A 23,625-nucleotide genomic window follows, 5' to 3' on the forward strand; every position below is an offset into this window, starting at 1 on the left:
TGGATCATAGCCACCATGCCCAGCATCGAGATAGACAACCTTATTTAAAACATCGTAATTTCCTCTTGATGCCGAACTGATTTTCTTAGGGGCTACCACATCAGCTGAAGTTGCCCCAAAGCCAATATTCTTACCTGAAGCATCAACAATATAGCCATGAACGATGTACTTGCCTGAATTCCACTTGTGTTGGCTTGCTGAAATAGTTACTTTATAAGAACCATCATCCTGTTTTGTCGCATTATGCCAAACAAGATCATCCTGACCATTTTGTTCAGACCAGACTGGGATTACCACACCTGAAATACCACTTGGATTTGTCAGATTGGTGATAAAAACATCAAAGGTTCCACGATTTTTATCGTTGTTTGTGATGGCCAAAGTTCCTTGAGTCTTAGTGATATCAAGTGTCACTTGTTTGCCACCTAGGCCAATGTATTTACCATCATTGTCAACCAAATAGACATGAGAATTATAAAGACCGCTATCACCCTTATGGTTGCTTGAACGAACGGTCACCTTATAGTCTCCATTAGCTTGCTTAGCTGCCTTGTACCAAATGATATCATCTTGACCGTTCTTTTCTGACCAGGTTGGAACCAAGACTTCTTTGAAGCCACGTGGCGCAACCAAATTTGAAATGACAAAATCATAGCTACCCGTAGCATTGTTGAGACCAGTGATGGCAAGGTCGGCTTTGGAATCTTGGCTCTCTACTCCTTCATTTTCAAGGACAGAGTTTGTAATATTGCTCACCGCATCCCACTCATAAAGTTTATAGGCTTCAATCAAAGAGATAAGTTTTCCAGCGTAACTTGGATCTGTCGCATATCCTGCATTCTTAAGTTCCTGAGCCGCAATGCGATAATCTGTTTCATTCACAACTTTTCGGTAATTGTTTTTTCGCCACTCGGTACTCGTGAAAAATTTTGCATGGTCTACTACGCTATCATTCCATGAGGCATATTTCCGAAAAGCTGCATTGACCGTGATATAGTCACCATTAACATATTCCTGGGTAGGCACAGTCACGATTTCTCCATTCCAGTCCTCTGAATCTTTAATGCCAAAAAGATTATTGTTGGGAGCCTTAGCAAGTTCAGAGCTTCCCCAACCACTTTCTAGGATAGCTTGAGCTGCCGTAATAGAGGGAAGGACTCCTTCCTTGGCTCCATCCATAGCTCCTTGCTTAATGGCACTAAGAAAATGACTTTGATTTTGATCAATTTCGCTAAGATTATCTGCCTCTTGATAAGAGCTTGTGGTCACAGAACTATTGGTTAAGACAGCTATTTTTGAAGAATCTGCCAGACTTGATTGCTTCTCCTCTAATACCTTTTCACTTTGTAGATTCATTTGACTCGTTGAATTATCGTGTACTCCTACTTCAGAATAACTCGCCTCGTGATTCTCTGTACTTTCTTTCAAAGTTGAAGATGTGTCAGTTGGTGATAACATTTCATCTGCTTTCGCCGAGTGACCAGACATTCCTAAAAATAAGATTGTCAGCATAACACCGCACAGTCCATAAGCTTTGCTTTTCTTAAATCCAAAATGAAATCCTAATTGCATCTTAATTTCCTTTTCTACTTACAATTTCTGATAATTCATTTTAAGACGATGAAACTATCAGCATCATAAAGTCTTAAAAAAACCATCACCAATTTATTCGCAAAAAAGCTAGAAACTTATCAAAAGTTCCTAGCTTTTTTAGTAGTATTGAAATATTAATCGACATCAACGAAACCAAAACGTGATAGAGGATACAATCTGAAAGAGATAACACCTTTAATTTGGTCTTTTTCAATGAGACCAAACTTACGACTATCATCTGTATTACGACGATTATCGTTCAGTACAAGGTACTGCCCCTTTTCAATCTTAGTTTGTTTATTATCTGTCAATGTTGCAATGGAAAAATCATCAGTGAAGAAGTTTCCAGGTGAAACTGTCGCCAAATAAGCTGATTTATCCTTGCTAATATAGGCTTCGTCAACTGACTTATCATTGACATAAAGGAAATCATCCATAGCTGTCACGCTCTTGCCTTCATCAGCAATAACACGTCCAATATATTCCTTGCCATTAACTGTATAAAGAATAAAATCTTTTTTCTGAGGCTCAACATTTTTATTGAAAGTAACATAGTCACCAGCATGAATATAGTCATTAGCCTGACCTTCAGTCACACGGTGTGTTGAGAAGACAAAAGCTCTCAACAACAAAATCACTACAATGGCAAGAACTGCTATGATAATATTTCGAATTAAATCTCTCTTAACCATACTCACTCCTTATGGGTTCTAATAAAATCATAACATAAATAGAGAAATAAAAAAAGAGGGAGTGAGCAAGCTCAATGTATCTCTCCCTCTATTAGAACCAATAATTAAAACGTTTCACAGCTTAATAGTCCTCAAGAAATGTTTGCATATTGACATCATCTGGAACTAAAGCAAGGTATTTTTCAGCCGTTGCACGCGCCTGATCCCTGTAACCAAATTCACGCAAAATATATGCATAATCATGGAGGAATTCAGGATTTTCAGATAAATCTTTAGCCAAATCTTGATAGATTTGAAAAGCTTCTTCTTCATCATCAAGTGCTTGGTAGGCCTTGGCAATGTTCCAACGAGCCAAAACAGAATCAACTTCATAATCGGCTAAAGCCACTAGATCCTCGTAACGTTCTTCTTCCAAATAGAGCGTACTTAAACGTAAGATAATCTCATCTTGGTCCTCAGCCAATGGCAAGGCTTGCTTCAAATAAGATTCAGCAGATTGAGTGTCATGCAACTCGTAGGATAACTGTGACGCTAGCAAAAGTAATTGAACATCAAAGGCATTTTTAGAAATCCCTTGTTGTGCCATTCGTAAAGCTTCTTCGGTCTTATGTTCTGCATGTAACGACAAGGCGTAAATATACTCATAACCTTCGAAGTCAGCAGACATGGTTTCTATCTGCTTAAAGTAAAAATTAGCTTTTTGATACTCTTCTTGATCATAGAGCAAAGTGGCTAACTCAAAAGCAACGGTATCATCGTACTCAATTTCAATAGCTTTTTCCAAAAATTCACGAGCAGCTTCAAACTTTCCAAGACTGGCATAAGCCTTACCAATGCGTTCATAAGTAGAAACGCCAGTCATCGCAAGAAGGTCACGATTATCTAATTTAGCATAGTAATGAATTGCTTGTTCAAAATTTCCAAGTTCAAACTCCATCTCAGCCAAACCAAAAATAATCAATGAGTCATCTGATAATTGACTTGCCTCCAACAACTTATCACGTGCCACATCAGTTAAGCCCTCCATTTGGTAGAGGTCAGCCTTTACAATTAAAGCAGACAAATAGTCGTCAGAGTCTTCAGGTATGGCATCCAAATAGAGAAAAGCCTCTTCAATATCACCATCTTCGGCAGCAATTTGTGCTAGATTGACATTAACCTCTGGAAAATCAAAGCGAACTTTTTCATAAATTTCCTGTGCCTGTGGTAAAAAACCAATAGACTCTAGGTATTGGGCCAACTCTACAAGAACCTCTGTAGGATCCTCTCGTAAAGCTTTTTTAAAATATTTGTCTGCGTGGTCTAAATCTTGGTTTCCAATAGAGGCAACCATTTTTTCACTATTTAACATCGTCTTCTTGTCCTTCATTTTCTAAATCATCTTGATAAAGATTACTTACAGAACGGTACCAATCAAAAATCTCTCTAACAACAACCTTGACAGAGGCATAAATTGGAATCCCTAATAAGACGCCCCAAACACCATAAAGAGAACCCGCTGTCAAGAGAATGAACATAATGGTAATCGGGTGAATACTTAGTTTATTCCCCAAAACGAGTGGAGAAACAAAACGTCCCTCAATAGTTTGCTCAATGAAGAAAATGATGAGGACCTTGATCAACATAGCGGGTCCTTGCACCAGTCCCATGATTATAACTGGTACCATAGCAAGAAAGCTTCCCAGATAAGGAACCATGTTTAGAAAACCTGCCATAATACCGAAAGTCATACCATATCGAAGACCTACAATCTTAAACATAATACAGAACATGATGGCAACAACAATAGCGACTGTAACCTGGCCTTGAACATACCCTTCGAGCTGACTATTAATATCTGAAAGCATACGAACAGTAGTTTCACGAAAGCGAGTTGGTAAGGCTGAGACAAAGCTATGTTTCATCTTTTGGCTATCTCTTAAAAGGTAGAAGAGAATGAAAGGTGCCAAAATGATAGCTACTGTCACCCTTGCTACTGTGCTCGCAAAAGTTCCAACCCATGTCAAAGCCGATGAAGAAAAGTTCTCAGCATAATTGACCATTCTCGCTGAGAAATCACTAAGCATGGACTCTAAATCACCATGGAAGTTAGAAAGAATAGGGAGATTAATCCAACGTTCCGTTTCACTATTGGCACGTGCAATATATGATGGTGCATTTCGTATCAAGATCAAAATTTGATTTTGTAAGCTTGGAATGGCTGTTGAAATCCCCCAAACCAAGAGCAAACCAAGGATAGCGTAGATGACTAAGATAGAGATGGTTCGGTTTAGTCCAGTTCTTTCTACAAGTAGTACCAAAGGTTTTATTAAATAATAAAGGAGCATGGAAATAACCAATGGCAACATAATAATGGTCATAAACTGGATGACGGGTGAAAAAATAGGACTAATCTTGGTGAAAATCAAAACCGTCAAACCAATCAAAAGTAAGATGAAAAAGGCTACAACAGCCTGATTATTCAATATCCACTTAAAAAACCATGTTTCTGAAAAATGTTCTGTTTTTTTACGCTTCATAGTTCCTCCCTATTTATCATAAAAGGTTACAGTCTTGTCTACTAAGTTTTGGTTATGATCATAGACAAATTTTGCAGAGAAGAAAGGCTTATCTTCAAGAATCCACTTGAAAATCTCGTAGTCACCTTCCCAAGTTGGTTTAGATAAGACCTCATCATATGGTACCCATTCAAGCGTTCCTTCACGAGACTCCTCATCTGAGATGAGTTCTCCTTCAAAACCAGTTACCTTAAAGACATAGGTGTACCAATCATGACCAGGGGTAAATTCTGGAAAGGTAATCATACCTTTAAAATCCATCTCAGTCACTGTAAAATGGGTTTCCTCGAGAATTTCACGACGAGCACATTCGTCAGGCGTTTCTCCCGCTTCTAGTTTTCCCCCAACAGAAATCCACTTTCCTTCATGAACATCATTAGGCTTTTTATTACGATGTAGGAGCAAAAGCTCCTTTCCATTGTCAATATAACAAATGGTAGCTAACTTTGTCATAATGCATCTCTTTTCCAATGTTTTTTAATATTATACCAAATATGGGTTTGGATTTGGGCTTTGAGCAAACGATTTTGAGATATAGTTGAAAATCTGCTTTTCTGAATCTCCGGACAAAACAAAAAGAGAACCAAATTGGTTCTCCTTTAATCTCTTTAGTATTTCAAATAACGGCGCATTGCCATACGTGACCCAATCGAACCGATAATGATACCGACTGCAAAGAGGGTTCCGATAACCGCATAAACAAACCACTCTGGATCATACATCGAAATACCACCTTTGACAAAATCAGGGTTCAAAGATGAGTAAACCATGTGATACAAAAGATAAATGAGGCCTGAAGGAATGATAGCACCAAGTGCACCAATCCAAGCGCCTTCCATCAAGTAGGGACGACGAATATATGAATTCTTGGCACCTACCAAACGCATGATTTGAATTTCAGTCGCACGTGACATAATGGTAATACGGATGGTATTTGAAATCAATAGGACAGCCACAATCGTTAAAAGAGCTGTGGCAATAATTCCCCAAAATTGAACACGTTTCATAGTAGACATCAGAATTTCAGTATCTGACCCACCAAAGTTAGCATTATCAACGCCCTGAATGGCTTTAGCTTCCTTGGCAACTCGACTGACATCATCTGGTGATTTCGTTTGAACGATGTAAACATCAGATAGTGGGTTAGCATCCCCTGTCGCTGTTTCGAAACTTGACCCCATTGTTTCAATGAGCTGTTTCTTTTGTTCTTCTTTGCTAGAGAAAGTAACCTTATCTACACCTTTGATTTTGGTCAAAGCATCATAAATCTTATGGTAGTCTTTATTAGCAACAATCTGTCCAGAAAGTTCCTTGACTGTTTTCGAGGCATCTGATGAATCTGGATCCAAGTAGACATTGACCTGAATATTCTTTTCAATATCTGAAGCCAATTTCTGTGTATTTAAGATAACAGAGCCAAAGACACCTAAAAGTGAAAGAACGATCATTACCGAAAATACTGCCGTAAGTGTCGACAACAAATTACGTTTGAGATTCTTGATTGATTCTCCTAAATGGCGGAAAAAGCGTCTAATCATGGTAACCGTACTCTCCTTCCTCTTCATCACGAACAATACGTCCTTCTTCAATCGCAACGACACGATGACGAAGGTTATTAACGATAGTTGAGTTATGGGTTGCCATTAAAATGGTAGTCCCTTGCAAGTTAATACGTTCAAGGACTTGCATAATTTCCCATGAAATCTCTGGGTCCAAGTTCCCTGTTGGTTCATCCGCAATCAACACTTTTGGATTATTTACAATAGCACGTGCAATAGCGACACGCTGTTGCTCACCACCAGACAATTGATTTGGGAATGAACGCATCTTGTGTTTAAGACCAACCAACTCGAGTACTTCTGCCACTCGTTTCTTGATATGACGAGGTTTCTCACCAATAACTTCCATGGCATAAGCAACATTTTCAAAAGCTGTTTTCTTTGGAAGAAGTTTATAATCCTGGAAAACAACTCCAATGGAACGTCTCAAGAGTGGAACATCTTTCTTACGAAGTCGGGTTAAATCGAACTCTCCAACCTTCATAGAACCACTCGTTAATTTTTCTTCTTGGTAGAACAAGCGAATTAAACTTGATTTACCAGCACCAGAAGGGCCGACTAAGTAAACAAACTCCCCAGAGTTAACAGACAAATCAATGTGTCTAAGGGCTGTTGTTGACTTATCATACTTCTTAGTAACATCTTTTAATTCAATAAGAGCCATAATGTCAGTTTTCAACTACTACAGTAGCTGAACGCCTTCCTTTCATTGAGATAGAGTATCTTAATACTTAAAATAAGTATGTTATTACTATTCTTCCATGCGCCACTTGAGGTAGGCATCGATGAAGCCTTCAATATCTCCATCCATTACCTTATCAACCTGGGCAACTTCGTAGCCTGTACGGTGATCTTTAACCATGGTATATGGCGTGAAAACGTATGAGCGAATTTGACTTCCCCAAGTGATTTCTTTCTTATCACCTTTCAAAGCATTCACTTCTTCTGCTTTCTTTTCTTGCTCCATTTGATAGAGCTTAGCTTGAAGCATCTTCATCGCACGGTCGCGGTTTCCGTATTGTGTACGGTCAACCGTTGAAGCTACAACAATACCCGTTGGAATGTGGGTCAAACGCACACCTGTAGAAACCTTGTTGACGTTCTGACCACCAGCACCACCTGAACGGAATGTATCCATCTTGATATCATCATCACGAATCTCAACTTCAATGGTATCATCCAATTCTGGCATGACTTCCACAGATGTAAATGAGGTATGACGACGTTTAGCAGAGTCAAATGGCGAAATACGAACCAAACGGTGAACACCCATTTCTGACTTGAGGAATCCATAAGCATTAGGTCCTTCAAAAGCAAGAGTTACAGATTTGATTCCAGCCTCATCACCAGCCTGGTAATCCAAAGTCTCAACCTTGAAACCTTTAGCATTTCCATAACGTTGATACATACGAAGTAACATATCAGCCCAGTCCTGAGCTTCTGTACCACCAGATCCTGGGTGAATTTCCAGAATGGCATTGTTATGGTCATATGGTTCAGACAAGAGCAGTGTCATCTCGTAACTTGTCATAATCTTATCAAGTTTTTCGAGCGTTTCTTCCAGCTCTTCTTGAACACTATCATCTTCTTCCAACATTTCTAAATAAAGCTCTGTCTCGTCAGAGAGTTCTTGCATATTGTTGAAAGTTTCGTATTTCATTTTGAGCTCATTTAACTCTTGTGAAGTCTTTTGAGCTGCAATATTATCATTCCAAAAATCTGGCTCAGTCATTCGGTTTTCAAGGAGCGCAATGTCCTCTTCCAAACGATCTAAGTCAAAGAGACCTCCCGAAGCTCACGAGCTTCTCTTGATTTTCAGAGATTTTTTGGCGAATTTCTGCCACTTCCATGGATAGGTTTCCTCCATTTTATAGTATTATGCTTAATTCTAGCATAAATCACTTAAATTTGCCATTTTGCACACACAAGCTCCCATTCGGCTTGGGATTCTTCATCCTTAGGTGACAGTTCCCTCATATAGTCTAACATGGCCTCATCGGGCTTCTTAACAATCTCACCGAGAGCCCAAATGGCAGTCGCCGTGTGAATGGGATTATTATTCTTATCGATAATCTCCATCAGTTTGACAATAGCATTGCGATCATGTAAGTTGGCCAAGGCAATAATGGCATTACGTTGAAGAATATTCTTCCCTCGCCAAGATCCGGCAATCATCCCAAATTTCTCCTTAAAGGATTTGTTGGTTAGCTCTAGAAATGGGAGTAATTCAGGCATAGCAAGCTCAGGATCAATGTCTGAAGCCAGTGGATTGTCGATCCCTTTGTTATATGGACAGGAAATCTGACAAATGTCGCAACCATAGATAACAGTCTTTATCTTCTTTCGAAACTCCATATCCATCATGCCCTTATCTTGGGTTTGGAAGGATAGGCAACGACGGGCATTCATAGTCCCATCACCGATAAGACAAGATGTCGGACAGGCATCCAGACAACGACGACAATCCCCACATCCATAGTCTACTTCATGATCAGGTTCTATCTCTAGATTAGTAATAAGCTCGCCGAGATACATGTAGGAGCCGTATTCTTTTGAAATCACTAGTCCATTCTTTCCGATAAAGCCAATACCAGCTCGCTTGGCAACTGCTGTATCGACCAAGGCCCCAGTGTCCACCATACCTTTATATTCGAAGTTTTCCGTCAGTTTTTCAATACCTTCTGCCAGGCGTTTTAGTTTGTCCTGCAAAACATAGTGATAATCTAGCCCCCACGAATTTGGAGTGATTTTGCCCCGCTTAAATTCTGTTTTTTGGGGCTGTTGCGGCAACTTATGCGGATAAGCTACTGCAATGGAAATGATGGTTTTAGCTGATTCTAAGGTCAACTTAGGATAAATACGCTCTTCAATATTTTTATGTTCAAACCCTGTTGTCCGCCCTTCTTCGACTCCAAGTCGAAGGGATTTCTCCAGATAGGCAAAATCATCAGCGGTTGTAAAACCAATTTTTGAGATGCCAATTTCCTTGGCCATCTTTTGTATTTCTAACTTGATATCCATATTCTTATCATAATGAAAATGTAGTCCAAGGGCAAGTATTTTCCATCATCTTCATTTAGAGACAAGCCTTAACCTTTTTGTTACAATGTTTTTATGACAAGACTTGCAGTAATGAGTGATTTACATATTGATTTGAATCACTTTGAAACATATGAAATCGATACTCTAATAAAGTGCCTAAAAGATCAAGAAGTTAGCCATCTCCATATCGCTGGTGATATTTCTAACCATTATTATGCTGACACAAAACCTTTCCTACGAAAACTGTCCAAGGCGGTCAAGGTTACCTATAATTTAGGCAATCATGATATGCTTGATTTAGATGATGAGCTTATTGATAATCTTGATTTTCAGGTGATTGATTTAGGAAGTAAGACCTTATTGGCTTTTCACGGGTGGTATGATTATTCCTATTCTGATGAAAAATTGGATAAGATTTTTAAACGTAAGAAACAACTTTGGTTCGATCGACGACTTAAGCGTTTAGGTACTGATCCGGAAATCTGTCAAACTAGTCTCAAGAAGCTAGATAATATCTTAAGTAAATTAAACACTCGTAACCTTATAGTTGCCATGCATTTTGTTCCTCATAGCCGTTTCACCATGACGCATCAACGTTTTGCACCTTTTAATGCCTACTTAGGCTCGGAAAAATTCCACCAGATTTTCGCCAAGCATGGCGTTAAAGATGTTGTTTTTGGTCATGCCCACCGCAGTTATGGGACGGTAACTATTGATGGCGTAACCTATCACTCGCGTCCTCTTGGATACCGACGAGAATGGGATTTAACCATCGACTTTGTTTCCAATCACCCTGAACTCAATCCTACTGGAACATGGAACCTCTCCAAACGTTACAACCTAGTCAAGAAACGATCAGAGTTTTTAGAATATGAAAAAAAGGAACTGGCAAATGAGTTCCTTTCATCCATGACACTATTTGATTTGTAGAACGACTCTTTAGGAGTCGTTTTTTAGTCGGTGAAAAATCCCTGCTTTTGAAGGTCCTTCAAGGTATTCGCACGATTGGCAACGGATTGATCCATTGTCTTTGCAATCTGTGTTGTAAATTCATCAACTCTTTTATTGAGATCACGAAGGTCATAATACTCATGAACTTCAGCGTCGTAATCTTTTAGCTCCTCTAAAGGATGTTCTAAGTCTCGATAATAATTTTCCATATGGATTACGTGACGGGGTAAACGAGGTTTAAGCTGCGGTTCTTGATCTGGCCAACCAACTGCTAATCCTACTGCTGGATAGACATACTTTGGCAGTTTGAGAAGCTCTGAAAGTTTAGCGTTATCATTCAAGATACTGCCAAGGTAAACTGTTCCCATACCTAAACTCTCAGCAGCTACTACCATATTTTGAGCCGCTATCATAGCATCCGAGAAGGCCGAGATAAAGCGTTCGGGACTACCTTGGACCAAGGCTTCAGCGCCTTTTGCCTCTGCAATCAGTGTGTTACGTCTTTGGTCCACAACAAATACAAATAGATGCCCAGCATTTGGAATATAAGGCTGGTTGGCAATCTCTGCAATTTCTTTCTTCAATGTTCCATCAGTAATACTGATAATCGAATAGGACTGTCTAAAATTACTCGTTGCTGTATGTCTTGCAACATCAACCAAAAGGTTAACTTCTTCTCGTGTCAAAGCTAGAGGTTTAAATTGACGGATGCTACGGTGATTGAGTTGTGTCTTAATAGTCTCATTCATGGCCTTCTCCTTAACTTGTGATTATTTCTCTTCAATTATAAACAAGACTCCTCCTGAATTCAAGATATGATAAGAAAAAGCCAGAGACCATTATCTCTGACTTTATGTCTTAAATAGCGTCCTTATCCTTACCAAGGGCACGTTGAATAGCTTTGACTAATTCAACCAATACCACAATCAAGAAGGAACCTACAATAACGGCAAGCCATTGTGTCAGACTAAGGTGTGACACATGGAATAGGTTATTAAATCCAGGCACTACAATAGTTGCCATCAAAAGAACGAAGGCTACTGGAATTGCCCAGTTGAAAGTCTTGTTTCTAAAGAGACCAACTTTAAAGACTGATTGATACACAGATTTAACGTTAAAGGCATGGAGCAACTGAATTAATCCAAGTGTTGCAAAAGCCATTGTAAGGGCATCCGCATGAATTTCTGCTTGTGTATGGTGCTCTGGGAAGACAAGGCCCCAACCATATACTGCAAGAACGAGGATGGTTTGGAAAACACCTTGATACATGATAGCACCGAAGACACCACCATCAAAGAAGTTCGATTGACGTCCACGAGGTTTATGAGTCATAATACCTGGTTCTGCTGGCTCAACACCAAGAGCGATGGCTGGAAGGGTATCTGTTACCAAGTTAATCCAGAGAAGGTGTACTGGTTGAAGCACATCCCAACCAAACAGTGTGGCAAAGAAGATAATAAAGACTTCGGCCATGTTGGCTGACAAGAGGTACTGGATTGATTTTTGAATATTTGAGAAGACCTTACGCCCTTCTTCTACGGCAACAATAATTGTCGCAAAGTTATCATCGGCAAGGACCATATCAGAAGCTCCCTTAGAAACCTCTGTACCTGTGATTCCCATACCGATACCAATATCAGCAGTCTTAAGTGAAGGCGCATCATTAACTCCGTCACCTGTCATGGCAACAACCTTGCCATCATTTTGCCAAGCCTTGACGATACGAACCTTGTGTTCAGGAGACACACGCGCATAGACAGAGTACTGTTTGAAGACTTTCTGGAATTCTTCATCAGAAAGCTCATTAAGCTCAGCGCCAGTAAAGACATGATCTTCCGTATCATTTGGATCGATGATACCGAGACGCTTGGCAATGGCTTCTGCCGTATCTTGGTGGTCACCTGTAATCATAATTGGACGGATACCCGCTTCTTTAGCGACACGAACAGCTTCTGCCGCCTCAGGACGTTCTGGGTCAATCATACCTACCAAGCCTGAGAAAATGAGATCAGACTCAACAACCTCAGATTCCAAGGTAGGAATATCATTCGTTGTCTTATAAGCCATCATCAAGACACGAAGAGCTTGTTTTGCCAAGTCCTTATTAGTCGCAAGGATAGCTTGTTTATCTTCATCCGTGATAGGACGAACCTCACCATTGATTTCAATACGAGTCACACGTTTGAGCAATTGGTCAGGCGCACCCTTGACGGCTACAAAGTATGTACCATCCGCTTCCTTATGGATAGTAGACATGAGTTTACGGTCAGAGTCAAATGGCAACTCTCCCACACGAGGCTCTGATTTCAAGACGTCACGAACATCAAAGTTGTGGTCCAAACCAAATTGAACAAGGGCTGTTTCCGTTGGATCCCCAATTAGCTTACCATCTGGGTCCACCTTGGTATCATTGGCAAAGTTCATAATACGAAGGGTTGTATTGTCAGCACCAAGTTCTGTAGCAGCGCTTTGCAATTGACCGTTTGTATAGACTTTTTCAACAGTCATTTGGTTCATGGTTAAGGTACCAGTCTTATCTGATGCGATAATCTCAGTTGAACCAAGAGTCTCAACAGCTGGCAATTTACGAACAATCGAATTGCGTTTGGCAAGAGTCGTTGTTCCAAGTGACAAGAGAATCGTTACAATAGCAGGCAAACCTTCAGGAATCGCTGCAACGGCTAGAGCAACGGCAACCATCAAGCCTTCGAGGGGCTGTTCACCACGAATGAAGACACTAACCAAGAATGTCACTAAGGCAATAGCAATAATAAGATAAGTCAAAGTCTTAGACAATTGCTCCAAGCTTTGCTTCAACGGTGTTTGTGATTCGTCCGCATTAGCTAGCATATCAGCAATCTTACCAACTTCAGTATACATACCAGTATTGGTAACCACTCCAGTACCACGACCGTAAGTAACGTTTGAGTTTTGGTACCCCATATTCACACGGTCACCAATTCCGGCTTCTGCTTCAACCGTCTCAGTAATATCCTTTTCAACTGGAACGGATTCACCTGTAAGGGCTGCTTCTTCAATCTTAAGTGAGGCAGCTTCGAGCAAACGCATATCAGCTGGAACAACATCGCCAGCTTCAAGCAAGACGATATCTCCAGGAACCAACTCGCGTGAATCAATTTCAACCACATTGCCATCACGACGCACACGAGCCAGAGGGCTTGACATGTTTTTAAGAGCTTCAATAGCCGCTTCTGCTTGTCCTTCTTGATAAACACCAAAGGCTGCATTCAAAACAACAACGGCTAAAATAATGCAAGCATCGGTCAGACCATGCATACCTTCTGTAATAACAGAAAGGGCGGCTGCGACAAGCAAGATGATAATCATCAAATCTTTAAACTGATCGATGAATTTTGACAAGAGGCTGCGTTTTTCACCTTCATCCAACTCGTTATAGCCATAGGCATCCAATCGTTCCTTGGCTTGTGCAGTAGACAAACCATCAATGGAAGTGTCCAAGCTTTTTAGGACTTCTTCCTCTCCTTGTGTGTAAAACAAGGCTTTACTTTGTTCTTTAGACAAAATAATCTCCTCCTTCTTTATAGGGAAAAATGGCTAACAAGACTCTTTTTATATAAAAAATTATACAAAAAGAGACTTGTTTAATTAAAAACAAGTCTCGCTGTTTAAGAATATGCCGGAAATGTAAAATTTCGTAATGACGACATAATCGCAACTGTTAATCAAATCTCATGATTAAAGTTGCCTGCTACTCCCTTATTTATACTTTACATTTTATCATAAATTATTCTTTATTCAAGCAAAATGATTCTATTTTTTCAAAAATTAAAACCAAGAAACCTCTAATTCATAATCAGCAAAAACGTCTTCTGTTTCTGGATGTTTCAATTGATAATGAATATCAACTGTCTTTCCATTTGGGTCATGGGCGAATAGACTAGTATCTGTCAGAAAATGCTGGGTACCAAGTGGTGTCGGTATGTTGACCAAGGCAGGGACCTTAGCCGAAAAACGCATAATGGATTTAGGATTAGAAAAGCGTGTCATCACTAGCTCATCCTGATTCAACTTAATAACCACTTTTTCTTTCTCGGAATTATGGTGAACAAGATAAGTAAAGTCTCCTTTTTCCATAACCTCACAAGTGTGGATTTCTTCGATAATCTCCGTTTGATCGCCTACTTTTATTTTGTTTTTAATTTTAATTTCCATTAATTACTCCTTTTGTTGCTATACCTATTTTTACAACTCTAACGCAATATCGACAGCAATCTCAAAGAAAGTCATAGCATCTGCTTTTCTTTCTTCGCGTCTGGCATCCCACTCATGATTATGATGATCAACATAATCAGCCGTGTAGAAAAACTGATAAACCTTGGCTTGTCGATATTGGGCCCAAGCCATCATAGCCGAAGCTTCCATATCTACAACTTTCGCTCCTGCTGCTAGTCTTCGTTTAACCTTAGCAGCTGTTTCACGATAGAAGGCATCTGTCGTCCAAGCTTTGGTCCGAATGTGCTCAATACCAGATTTGTTCAAAGCGTTCTCCATGGTTAAGAGCAAAGTTTCGTCATAAGCTATCTCATTACTTGCAGGAGCGTAATGGTAACTTGTACCTTCATCACGTAGAGCTGAACTTGGTATAATAATTTTATCTGCTTGAATAGACTGATCTAGAACTCCGCAAGAGCCCAAAACGATAAAGTTGTTAAAGCCTCTCGCTTTGAGTTCTTCTAAGAAACCCACAACCATTGGAGCTCCAATAGTAGCCATAGCAACTGCAAGCTTAAGTCCATCTACTTCATAGATATACCATGGAAATTTGCCATTTAGGTTGGTTAGATAACCACCTTCATAGACTCCGTCTATCTGCTTTACTCGTTCAAGGATCTCTCCATTAAAAGATAGAATAATAGTATCACAGATTTCTCCACTACTAAGAAGGCTTCGATCAGTTGGCTCTATCACAGCAGACACATTTTCAAATTCTTCTAATAACATTAGTCATCCTTTCTATTTCAAGTAAACCACCTGGGTTTGTTTGACAAAGCCGATATTTTCATACAAACGTTTGGCTCCAATATTGCTATCTTCTACTGCAATTTGAAAAGCCTTGTCATTTTGCGCAATGAGTTGATTGACGACTGATTTTGCCAGATAGCTTCCATAGCCCTGTCCACGATAAGCTTCAGCAATCGCAAGTCCATAGAGGTAGTTGCTATTTCCAGATAAATCGACCGTACAAACTCCAATGACCTGAGCTTCTTTGAGGAGGATGTAAAGTAGGCCATCGGGATCCTTCAAGGCCTCTGTAATGTATCTGCGACTCACATCGAGCGTTTCCTCTGGATCAGAAAAGGCTTGGTGGTGGAGTTGGGCTATTTCTTCTACATAAGCAGGGGCTGCTAAGAGCACCTTGACATCTGAACGAGAATCCAGAGCATATGGTGTTTTATCTCGTCCTAGCCAGGTTTCCGTCTCTTCAGCCTCAACCACCCCCCAATGACTTGCCAGATCAAGATGACGATCTAGAAAAACACGTTCTGTCTGAAAGGTCACTGAGCAAATAGGGTAAGGTGCCGTTTCCTTCTGAAATTTGTCAAACAAACTCCTCGCAATGCCTTTGCGGCGATAATCTGGGGCAACTAAAATCGCCACTTCCACATCATGGTCATCCGCATAAACCGTTAATAAACCAAGTAACTCTCCCTCTTGATAATAGAGGAAAAAGCCCGGCATATTGGGATCAAAATTAAGCATATTGGAGAGATAGGGTTCTCGAAAGGTTTGGTCATAGGCTTGACAGCTAGCAATCAATGCTTTTGCTTCCTTTCGTTCTTTTTCCGTCAATTGGTTGGTTGCTCGAATCACTCTTGTCTCTCCTTTATTTGTCTGACCTTATTTTACCAATTAAAAAGCATTTGGGCAATTTTTACCTAAACTACTTCTTTAAAGAGGCAATAATACTTTTCTCAGGAAGAACTATGACAAAGCGCCTAAATTTTAGTAAAATAGAAGGGAAACTAACTAAACGAAACAGGTAATTATTATGTCTATTAAACTTATTGCTGTTGATATTGATGGAACGCTTTTAAATAGCCAACGTCAAGTTACACCGGAAGTCTTTCAAGCGATTCAAGATGCTAAAGCTGCTGGTGTAAAGGTTGTTATTGCGACTGGTCGCCCTATTCCAGGAGTGCTTCCACTTCTTGAAGAGCTTAACCTCAACCAAGACGAAGATTATGTTATCACATTCAATGGTGGGCTTGTCCAAGAAACTTCTACTGGTAATGAATTAATTCGTGAGACACTCTCATACGAAGACTACCTTGATATTGAGGTTTTGGCTAACAAGCTTGGTGTTCATTCTCACGCCATTACTAAAGATGGTATCTACACAAGTAATCGCAATATTGGCCGCTACACGGTTCATGAGTCTACACTTGTTCATATGCCGATTTACTATCGTACACCTGAAGAAGTCGCTGACAAGGAATTCGTTAAGGCCATGTATATCGATGAACCTGAAATTCTTGATGCAGCTATTGCCAAACTTCCACAGGAATTTTATGACCGCTTTACCATTGTAAAGTCAACACCATTTTATCTAGAAATTCTCAAGAAAACAGCCAACAAAGGGATTGCTGTAACCCATCTTGCTGAGAAACTCGGTCTTTCTAAAGAAGAAACTATGGCTATCGGTGATGAAGAAAATGACCGTGCTATGCTTGAAGTCGTTGGCTCTCCTGTTGTTATGGAAAATGGTAATCCAGAATTGAAGAAAATTGCGAAACACATCACAAAATCAAATGATGAATCTGGTGTCGCTTACGCTATTAGAAAGTGGGTTCTAGAATAATATGTATACCTATAAAACTGGACTCAGTACTTCTGAGCATGACCGCTTTGTTATAGATAGTCCTCAAACGAATTTATTACAGAGTAGTTCATGGGCTAAAATCAAGGATAGCTGGGGAAATGATCGCCTAGGTTTCTATCAAGATGGTAATCTCGTTGCTGTCGCTAGTGTCCTTATTCAGCCACTTCCTCTTGGCTTTTCGATGATTTATATCCCTCGTGGACCTATTATGGACTATCAAGATAAAGAGTTGCTCGCCTTTGTTATGGCTTCGCTTAAAAAATATGCCAAAACAAAGCGTGCCCTCTTTGTGAAATTTGATCCTAGCCTCTTTGTGACTAAAAACTTGATTTCACAAGAAGCTGAAATCCGTAAAGAGACTATGGCAATTGCCAAAGACATCCAAGCTCTTGGCGTTGAATGGACAGGTCTCACTGAAGATATGGCTGAGAATATCCAACCTCGCTTCCAGGCTAATATCCATAAGGAAGATTTCACTGAGGAACAACTCTCTAAGAGTACCAAGCAGGCTGTTCGTACCGCTCGAAACAAGGGGATTTCAGTCCAATTTGGTGGTACTGAACTTCTTGAACAATTCGCATCTTTGATGAAGAAGACAGAGGCTCGTAAGAACATCCACCTTCGTGGTATTGATTATTATGAAAAGCTGTTGACTACCTACCCAGAATCTTCTTACATTACACTTTCAACTCTTGATTTACCAGCTCGTCTCAAAGACCTCAATAAGCAACTCGAAAAGAACATTGCTGATGCAGCTAAGTTCACTGAAAAAACTAAACCAGGAAAAATCGAGAACAATAAACAAGAGCACAAAAGACTTAAAGAGGAAATTGACTTTCTTCAAGAAAAAGTTGATGCTGGAAATAAGACGGTCCCACTCTCTGGTACACTCGTTCTTGAATTTGGCAAGACGTCTGAGAATATCTATGCAGGAATGGATGAAGACTACCGTCGTTATCAGCCAGCTATCCTGACATGGTATGAAACAGCTAATCACGCTTTCGAGCGTGGAGCTGAGTGGCAAAACATGGGAGGAATTGAAAATTCACTAGATGGTGGTTTGTATAATTTCAAGTCCAAATTTAACCCACGTATTGAACAATTCATTGGGGAATTCAACCTTCCAGTTAGTCCTCTATACGGACCAGCCAATTTTGCCTATAAACTCCGTAAGAAATTACGTAGCAAACATTAATAATATATAAAATGAGACTCCATCTTGGAAGTCTCATTTTTTGATGATAACTTAGTCTTTATCAGGAATAACCTTAAAGAGATAATAAGTGATGAAGACCGTCAGGCAAAAGAGTCCGATTTTCACCCAAAAGATAGGTGCAAAAAAGATTGAAATTCCCATTAAAACATATATTTGGATGATAATCTTTTTCTTTCGTTCTTTGGCAATTGATTTGGTTTCTCGAAAATCGGCTACATAACTTTGATACAGCTTAGTTTGATATAACCATTTCTCAAAACGTTTGGAACTTCTAGCAAAGCAAGCAATGGCTAAAAGTAGAAAAGGTGTTGTGGGTAAGATAGGAAGAGGAATCCCAAGAATTCCCAAACCGAGCGAGACAAACCCTAACGAGAGATAAATTACTTTCATAAATACATTCCTTTTAAAAAGCTGCACTAAACGCATTAGTGCAGCTCTTCTGCTATTTTTAAATGTCTGTCAGTGGAGTCGCTGTGTCCGGTGAGGTATCATAAACTTTAAAGTCAGTTCCAACACCAAAGTCAGCACGTGCCAACTGATTTTCCATCGTCATGTGGGCCAACTCCTTGATATTATTTTCTTTAGAAAGGTGACCCAAGTAGATCTTTTTAGTTTTATTACCGATGGTACGAATCATAGCATCCGCTCCATCTTCATTACACAAGTGACCTTGATCAGAGAGAATACGTTGCTTGGTTGACCAAGGATATGAACCTGCTCTAAGGATTTCAACATCATGATTGGACTCAATCAGATAGCCGTCGGCATTCTCAATAATACCTGCCATACGATCAGAAACATAACCCGTATCCGTCAACATGACGAAACTTTTTCCATCTTTCATAAAGCGATAGAACTGTGGATCAATAGCATCGTGACTAACTCCAAAAGACTCAATATCAATGTCTCCAAAGGTCAGAAGCTTATCACGAGAAAAAACATGTTTCTGGCTATTATCAATCTTGCCAAGCATATTTTTACTATCCATAATCTGCCAGGTTTGCTCGTTGGCGTAGATATCCATGCCATATTTACGAGCTAAAACGCCTACACCATGGATGTGATCCTTGTGTTCATGCGTTACTAAGATTGCATCCAAATCACTCGGATTACGATCAATCTCAGCTAGCAAACTTGTGATTTTCTTACCAGACAAACCAGCATCTACAAGAATCTTCTTCTCTGGAGTTTCCAAGTAAAAGGAATTACCAGTTGACCCTGAAGCCAAAATACTATATTTAAACCCTAAATCTGAGGTCATTTTTACTACATCTCCCATTCATCAACCATCATGGCATCCTTGTCATATGGAAGCACAATTGTAAAAGTTGAACCCTTACCATACTCACTCTTAGCCCAAATAAAGCCCTTATGTTGTTTAATAATTTCTTTTGCAATGGACAAGCCTAGACCAGTTCCACCTTGGGCACGACTTCTAGCCTTATCAACACGGTAAAAACGGTCGAAAATCAGAGGCAAATCTTTCTTAGGAATACCCAAACCTTGGTCAGAAATAGAAACGATCAACTGTGAATCAGTTGTCTTCATAGACACTGTAATCTTACCACCATCAGGCGAATACTTGATAGCATTATTAAGAATATTATCCACGACCTGGGTCATCTTATCTGTATCAATCTCCACCCAAATTGAGTTTACCGGATAATCGCGAATGATTTCGTAAGTTTTACCTGTATTGGTTTCTTGACTCTTAATCTGATCAAAACGATTCAAGATATAGGTCATGAAGGCCGTGAAATTGGTCATCTCAACGTCAAGTTGGGTACTCTTATTGTCAATACGTGATAGTGCCAAGAGGTCAGAAATCATTCGCATCATACGATTGGTCTCATCCAAAGAAACTTTGATAAAGTTAGGAGCAATCTCTTCGTCGAGAGCACCATCATCAAGTGCCTCCAGATAGGATTTTACAGAAGTCAAAGGTGTACGCAACTCATGACTAACGTTTGAGACGAAGAGTCGACGTTCACGCTCTTCTTTTTCTTGCTCAGTGGCATCGTGAAGAACGGCAACCAGACCTGAGATAAAACCTGATTCTTTACGAATAAGGGCAAAATTAACACGTAAGGTCACAAACTCATCGTTGGCATCTCGACGTGACAAATGAATTTCAGGAGTCTTAGAGAGCAATTCACTATAAGTATAGGGATTTTCGCCATCTAATAAATCTAAAATGGACATCTGTGTCGCTGTTTCATAATCTAGATTCAACAAACGCTGAGCTGTGCTATTAATCATGGTAATTTGACCACGACGATTTGTCGCAATAACCCCATCACTCATGTAAGAAAGGACTGATGATAAGCGGTTTTTTTCCTGGGCTAGATTTTCATGCGTCAAACGAAAGACATCCGATAAATCATTCAAGCTGTCAGCCAGCTCTAAAAGCTCTGGATCACCCTTTAAGCGTAACTCCTCGTTATAGTTACCTGCCATTAAGGACTTGACCCTCTTGGTCAACTTTCGAATATTTTTGACTCGTCGATAATCACGATAAGCCAGAAAAATAAAGTAGAAAGCCACAAAGAGGAGCGTAAAGAGTAAGGCTAGTTCAAAGCTTGTGATGTTTAAGCCAATACTAGTCATAATTCTTCATATAATAACCAACACCACGACGCGTCAAAATATATTCAGGACGACTAGGTGTATCTTCAATTTTTTCACGGAGACGACGAATGGTTACGTCAACCGTACGAACATCACCAAAATAGTCATAACCCCAAACAGTTTCAAGTAAATGCTCACGCGTCATCACTTGTCCCATGTGAGTTGCCAGATGGAAAAGCAACTCAAATTCACGGTGTGTGAGCTCGACTTCATTTCCACGTTTTTTAGCAACAAACGCATCTGGAACAATAATCAACTCACCAATTGAAATCTCCTGCTTACCAGAGTTAGAGCTTTCTTCTGCTGCTGTTTCAATAGTCTCTGTACGACGCAAGTGAGCTTTGATACGTGCCAACAATTCACGATTAGAAAATGGTTTCGTCACATAGTCGTCCGCCCCAATTTCTAGCCCGATAACCTTATCAAACTCGCTATCCTTAGCGGAAAGCATGATAATCGGTGTGTGACTTGTCTTTCGAATTTCCTTAGCAACTTCTAAACCATCTAGTTCAGGCAACATCAAGTCCAGGATGACCAAGTCTGGCTTTTCAGCTTCAAACTGCTCCAAAGCTTCACGACCATCAAAGGCTGTAACCACTTCATAACCTTCTTTAGTTAGATTAAACTTGATGATATCCGAAATCGGTCTTTCATCATCAACAACTAGAATTTTTTTCATATAAACACCTCATCGGTTTTCTTAAGTCATTCAATTTGTAAAGTAGAAAACTTTACGTATCAAAAATATTATACCAAAAAATAGGTTAAGGACCAAGTTTCTACTATAGATATTGAGCTGATATACAAGCTTTCCTTCTTTTTTGAGATAGCTTTGCTATGTGTAATCGGTTAAAAGACAAACATTATGATTGAATTTTCAAACATTTTTGACATTTTACTATATCTATAGTAAAATACACTCTTGTTGTTACATATATTAATGTAAAATTATTAATGTAAAATTTTAGGAGGCTCTTATGGCACTTATCGAATTTAAAAATGTTAATAAATATTACGGAGATTATCATGCACTTCGTGATATCAATCTAGAAATTGAAAAAGGACAAGTTGTGGTTCTCTTGGGACCTTCTGGGTCTGGGAAATCTACCCTTATCCGTACAATCAATGCCTTGGAATCCATCGATAACGGTACGCTTATCGTTAACGGACATAATGTGACGGAAGCTTCTGCCAAAGATTTGGTAGAATTGCGTAAGGAAGCGGGGATGGTATTCCAACACTTTAACCTCTACCCGCATAAAACCGTTCTTGAAAATGTAACCTTGGCACCTATCAAGGTTCTTGGAATCAGTAAGGCAGACGCCGAAAAAACTGCCGAAAAATTCCTTCGCTACGTTAACATGTGGGACAAGAAAGATTCATACCCTGGTATGCTTTCTGGTGGGCAAAAACAACGTATCGCTATCGCCCGTGGTCTTGCCATGAATCCTGAGCTCTTGCTCTTTGACGAACCAACGTCAGCTCTTGACCCAGAGACTATCGGTGACGTTCTGGCGGTTATGCAAAACCTTGCCAAAGGTGGCATGAACATGGTGGTTGTTACCCACGAAATGGGCTTTGCCCGTAGTGTGGCTGACCGTATCATTTTCATGGCTGAAGGTCAAGTTCTTGTAGACACTACGGATGTGGATGGTTTCTTCGACAATCCAACTGAACCTCGTGCAGTTCAATTCCTTTCTAAGATTATCGACCACAACTCTGATCGTGTCCAAGTGGATGCCTAAGGAGGACTTATGTTAATCAAGAAACTTAGTCACATTTTAGCTATCTCTGTTATAGCTTTTCTAGCAGTTCTCCTCTGGAACACTAAAAGTAGTCAGGCAGATGAAAGCAGTAAACTACTCAATAGTGCTGCAATTCAAAAAATTGTCAAAAAAGGGACTCTAAACGTTGGTGTCAAACAGGATGTCCCAAACTTTGGTTACTATTCAGCCAAAACTAATACCTATCAAGGGATGGAGATTGACCTCGCTAAGAAAATTGCCAAAGAACTTAAGGTTAAGGTGAATTTTATAGCGGTTACCCCACAAACTCGTGAAGCCCTTATGGACAACGGGACTATTGACATGCTTATCGCTACTTATACCATTACAGATGAGCGTAAGGCTTCATATGCCATGTCAAATCCTTACTACTACGACCAGATTGGTTTCCTCGTTCAAACCAAATCTGGCTATAAGAAACTTTCTGACCTAAACGGTAAAACTATTGGAGTGTCTCAAGGGTCATCTGCCAAAGCTGCTGTTGAAGAGTACGCTTCAGCTAATAACCTTAAGTTTGACTACGTTCAACTCGGATCTTATCCTGAGTTAGCCGTATCACTCTATGCTTACCGTATTGACGCTTTTGCTAGTGATAAATCAATCTTGTCAGGTTATGAAAGTGATAAAACTAAAATTCTGGATGAAGGTTTCAAAACACAAGAATACGGTATTGCCTCAAGCAAGTCTAACCAAGAGTTGATTGATTATACCAACGATTTGATTGCTAAATGGCAAAAAGA

General features: G+C 39.8%; 23 protein-coding genes. 5 read left to right on the top strand and 18 right to left on the bottom strand.

The window, feature by feature from the left end:
- The 9 genes from H7T93_RS09430 to queG form a co-directional block, all read right to left on the bottom strand.
- Window positions 1–1,572 (bottom strand): GBS Bsp-like repeat-containing protein (locus H7T93_RS09430; protein ID WP_201041923.1); only part of this gene is annotated, 1,572 nt, incomplete at its 3' end.
- A gap of 155 nt (window positions 1,573–1,727) precedes the next feature.
- On the bottom strand, window positions 1,728–2,285 hold the full coding sequence (gene lepB, locus H7T93_RS09435) for a signal peptidase I (protein ID WP_002884860.1): 558 nt from the start codon (window positions 2,283–2,285) through the stop codon (window positions 1,728–1,730).
- A 121-nt stretch (window positions 2,286–2,406) separates the two neighbouring features.
- Window positions 2,407–3,636: a tetratricopeptide repeat protein gene (locus H7T93_RS09440; protein WP_179968818.1), complete on the bottom strand. Its 1,230-nt coding sequence runs from the start codon at window positions 3,634–3,636 to the stop codon at window positions 2,407–2,409.
- Window positions 3,626–4,804, bottom strand: a complete 1,179-nt coding sequence (locus H7T93_RS09445; RefSeq protein WP_201041925.1) for an AI-2E family transporter — start codon at window positions 4,802–4,804, stop codon at window positions 3,626–3,628. Before H7T93_RS09445 ends, H7T93_RS09440 begins: the two co-directional genes overlap by 11 nt.
- 9 nt (window positions 4,805–4,813) lie before the next feature.
- Window positions 4,814–5,296, bottom strand: a complete 483-nt coding sequence (locus tag H7T93_RS09450) for an NUDIX hydrolase (RefSeq protein ID WP_021144248.1) — start codon at window positions 5,294–5,296, stop codon at window positions 4,814–4,816.
- 155 nt (window positions 5,297–5,451) lie between these two features.
- Window positions 5,452–6,381, bottom strand: a complete 930-nt coding sequence (gene ftsX / locus H7T93_RS09455; protein ID WP_003092823.1) for a permease-like cell division protein FtsX — start codon at window positions 6,379–6,381, stop codon at window positions 5,452–5,454.
- The gene (gene ftsE / locus H7T93_RS09460) at window positions 6,374–7,066 is read right to left on the bottom strand and encodes a cell division ATP-binding protein FtsE (RefSeq protein ID WP_049545099.1); all 693 of its coding nucleotides are present in this window, start codon (window positions 7,064–7,066) and stop codon (window positions 6,374–6,376) included. The genes ftsX and ftsE overlap by 8 nt, the downstream gene beginning before the upstream one ends.
- Window positions 7,067–7,153: 87 nt before the next feature.
- Window positions 7,154–8,252 (bottom strand): peptide chain release factor 2 gene (gene prfB, locus H7T93_RS09465; protein WP_096833329.1). Its coding sequence is split into 2 segments (ribosomal slippage): window positions 7,154–8,179 and window positions 8,181–8,252, totalling 1,098 coding nucleotides; the frame shifts between segments, so codons are not numbered across the junction.
- Window positions 8,253–8,304: 52 nt separating this feature from the next.
- Complete coding sequence (gene queG / locus H7T93_RS09470; RefSeq protein WP_002890851.1) at window positions 8,305–9,423, bottom strand: tRNA epoxyqueuosine(34) reductase QueG; 1,119 nt, start codon at window positions 9,421–9,423, stop codon at window positions 8,305–8,307.
- Between the two features lie 93 nt (window positions 9,424–9,516).
- Between queG and H7T93_RS09475 the strand changes: the two genes are divergently transcribed.
- The gene (locus H7T93_RS09475; RefSeq protein ID WP_195918224.1) at window positions 9,517–10,374 is read left to right on the top strand and encodes a metallophosphoesterase; all 858 of its coding nucleotides are present in this window, start codon (window positions 9,517–9,519) and stop codon (window positions 10,372–10,374) included.
- 23 nt (window positions 10,375–10,397) lie between these two features.
- Here H7T93_RS09475 and H7T93_RS09480 read toward each other — a convergent pair whose 3' ends face one another.
- The 5 genes from H7T93_RS09480 to H7T93_RS09500 form a co-directional block, all read right to left on the bottom strand.
- Complete coding sequence (locus H7T93_RS09480) at window positions 10,398–11,144, bottom strand: NADPH-dependent oxidoreductase (protein ID WP_195918223.1); 747 nt, start codon at window positions 11,142–11,144, stop codon at window positions 10,398–10,400.
- Between the two features lie 109 nt (window positions 11,145–11,253).
- Window positions 11,254–13,938: a cation-translocating P-type ATPase gene (locus tag H7T93_RS09485; RefSeq protein WP_201041926.1), complete on the bottom strand. Its 2,685-nt coding sequence runs from the start codon at window positions 13,936–13,938 to the stop codon at window positions 11,254–11,256.
- Between the two features lie 264 nt (window positions 13,939–14,202).
- Window positions 14,203–14,589, bottom strand: a complete 387-nt coding sequence (locus H7T93_RS09490; protein WP_060972357.1) for a DUF1934 domain-containing protein — start codon at window positions 14,587–14,589, stop codon at window positions 14,203–14,205.
- Window positions 14,590–14,619: 30 nt separating this feature from the next.
- Window positions 14,620–15,378, bottom strand: a complete 759-nt coding sequence (locus H7T93_RS09495) for a nucleoside phosphorylase (RefSeq protein WP_073689959.1) — start codon at window positions 15,376–15,378, stop codon at window positions 14,620–14,622.
- Between the two features lie 12 nt (window positions 15,379–15,390).
- Entirely contained in the window at window positions 15,391–16,248 is an 858-nt protein-coding gene (locus tag H7T93_RS09500) for a GNAT family N-acetyltransferase (protein ID WP_175057566.1), read from the bottom strand.
- Window positions 16,249–16,426: 178 nt separating this feature from the next.
- On the opposite strand from H7T93_RS09500, the gene yidA reads away from it, so the two are divergent.
- Window positions 16,427–17,236, top strand: coding sequence for a sugar-phosphatase (gene yidA, locus H7T93_RS09505; RefSeq protein ID WP_070476854.1), 810 nt, complete (start codon window positions 16,427–16,429; stop codon window positions 17,234–17,236).
- Window position 17,237: 1 nt separating this feature from the next.
- Complete coding sequence (locus H7T93_RS09510) at window positions 17,238–18,452, top strand: aminoacyltransferase (protein WP_064520650.1); 1,215 nt, start codon at window positions 17,238–17,240, stop codon at window positions 18,450–18,452.
- Between the two features lie 51 nt (window positions 18,453–18,503).
- On the opposite strand, the gene H7T93_RS09515 is transcribed toward H7T93_RS09510, so the two are convergent.
- Genes H7T93_RS09515 through yycF form a run of 4 tightly spaced genes read right to left on the bottom strand, consistent with a single transcriptional unit; the run spans window position 18,504 to window position 21,780 of the window.
- Window positions 18,504–18,863, bottom strand: coding sequence for a YbaN family protein (locus H7T93_RS09515; protein ID WP_064520651.1), 360 nt, complete (start codon window positions 18,861–18,863; stop codon window positions 18,504–18,506).
- Window positions 18,864–18,921: 58 nt separating this feature from the next.
- Window positions 18,922–19,734, bottom strand: coding sequence for an MBL fold metallo-hydrolase (locus tag H7T93_RS09520; RefSeq protein WP_064520652.1), 813 nt, complete (start codon window positions 19,732–19,734; stop codon window positions 18,922–18,924).
- 5 nt (window positions 19,735–19,739) lie between these two features.
- The gene (gene vicK, locus H7T93_RS09525) at window positions 19,740–21,080 is read right to left on the bottom strand and encodes a cell wall metabolism sensor histidine kinase VicK (RefSeq protein WP_002885062.1); all 1,341 of its coding nucleotides are present in this window, start codon (window positions 21,078–21,080) and stop codon (window positions 19,740–19,742) included.
- Window positions 21,073–21,780 carry a response regulator YycF gene (gene yycF / locus H7T93_RS09530; protein ID WP_002884978.1) on the bottom strand — a complete coding sequence of 236 codons (708 nt, stop codon included), beginning with the start codon at window positions 21,778–21,780 and terminating at the stop codon, window positions 21,073–21,075. Before yycF ends, vicK begins: the two co-directional genes overlap by 8 nt.
- A 298-nt stretch (window positions 21,781–22,078) precedes the next feature.
- On the opposite strand from yycF, the gene H7T93_RS09535 reads away from it, so the two are divergent.
- Both H7T93_RS09535 and H7T93_RS09540 read left to right on the top strand, forming a co-directional pair.
- Window positions 22,079–22,846, top strand: coding sequence for an amino acid ABC transporter ATP-binding protein (locus H7T93_RS09535; protein ID WP_038675884.1), 768 nt, complete (start codon window positions 22,079–22,081; stop codon window positions 22,844–22,846).
- 9 nt (window positions 22,847–22,855) lie between these two features.
- The coding region (locus tag H7T93_RS09540) for a transporter substrate-binding domain-containing protein (RefSeq protein ID WP_195918261.1) at window positions 22,856–23,625 on the top strand (770 nt) is incomplete at its 3' end.

This window comes from Streptococcus sp. 9.1, assembly GCF_016648815.1.
GTDB classification, from domain to species: domain Bacteria; phylum Bacillota; class Bacilli; order Lactobacillales; family Streptococcaceae; genus Streptococcus; species Streptococcus salivarius_E.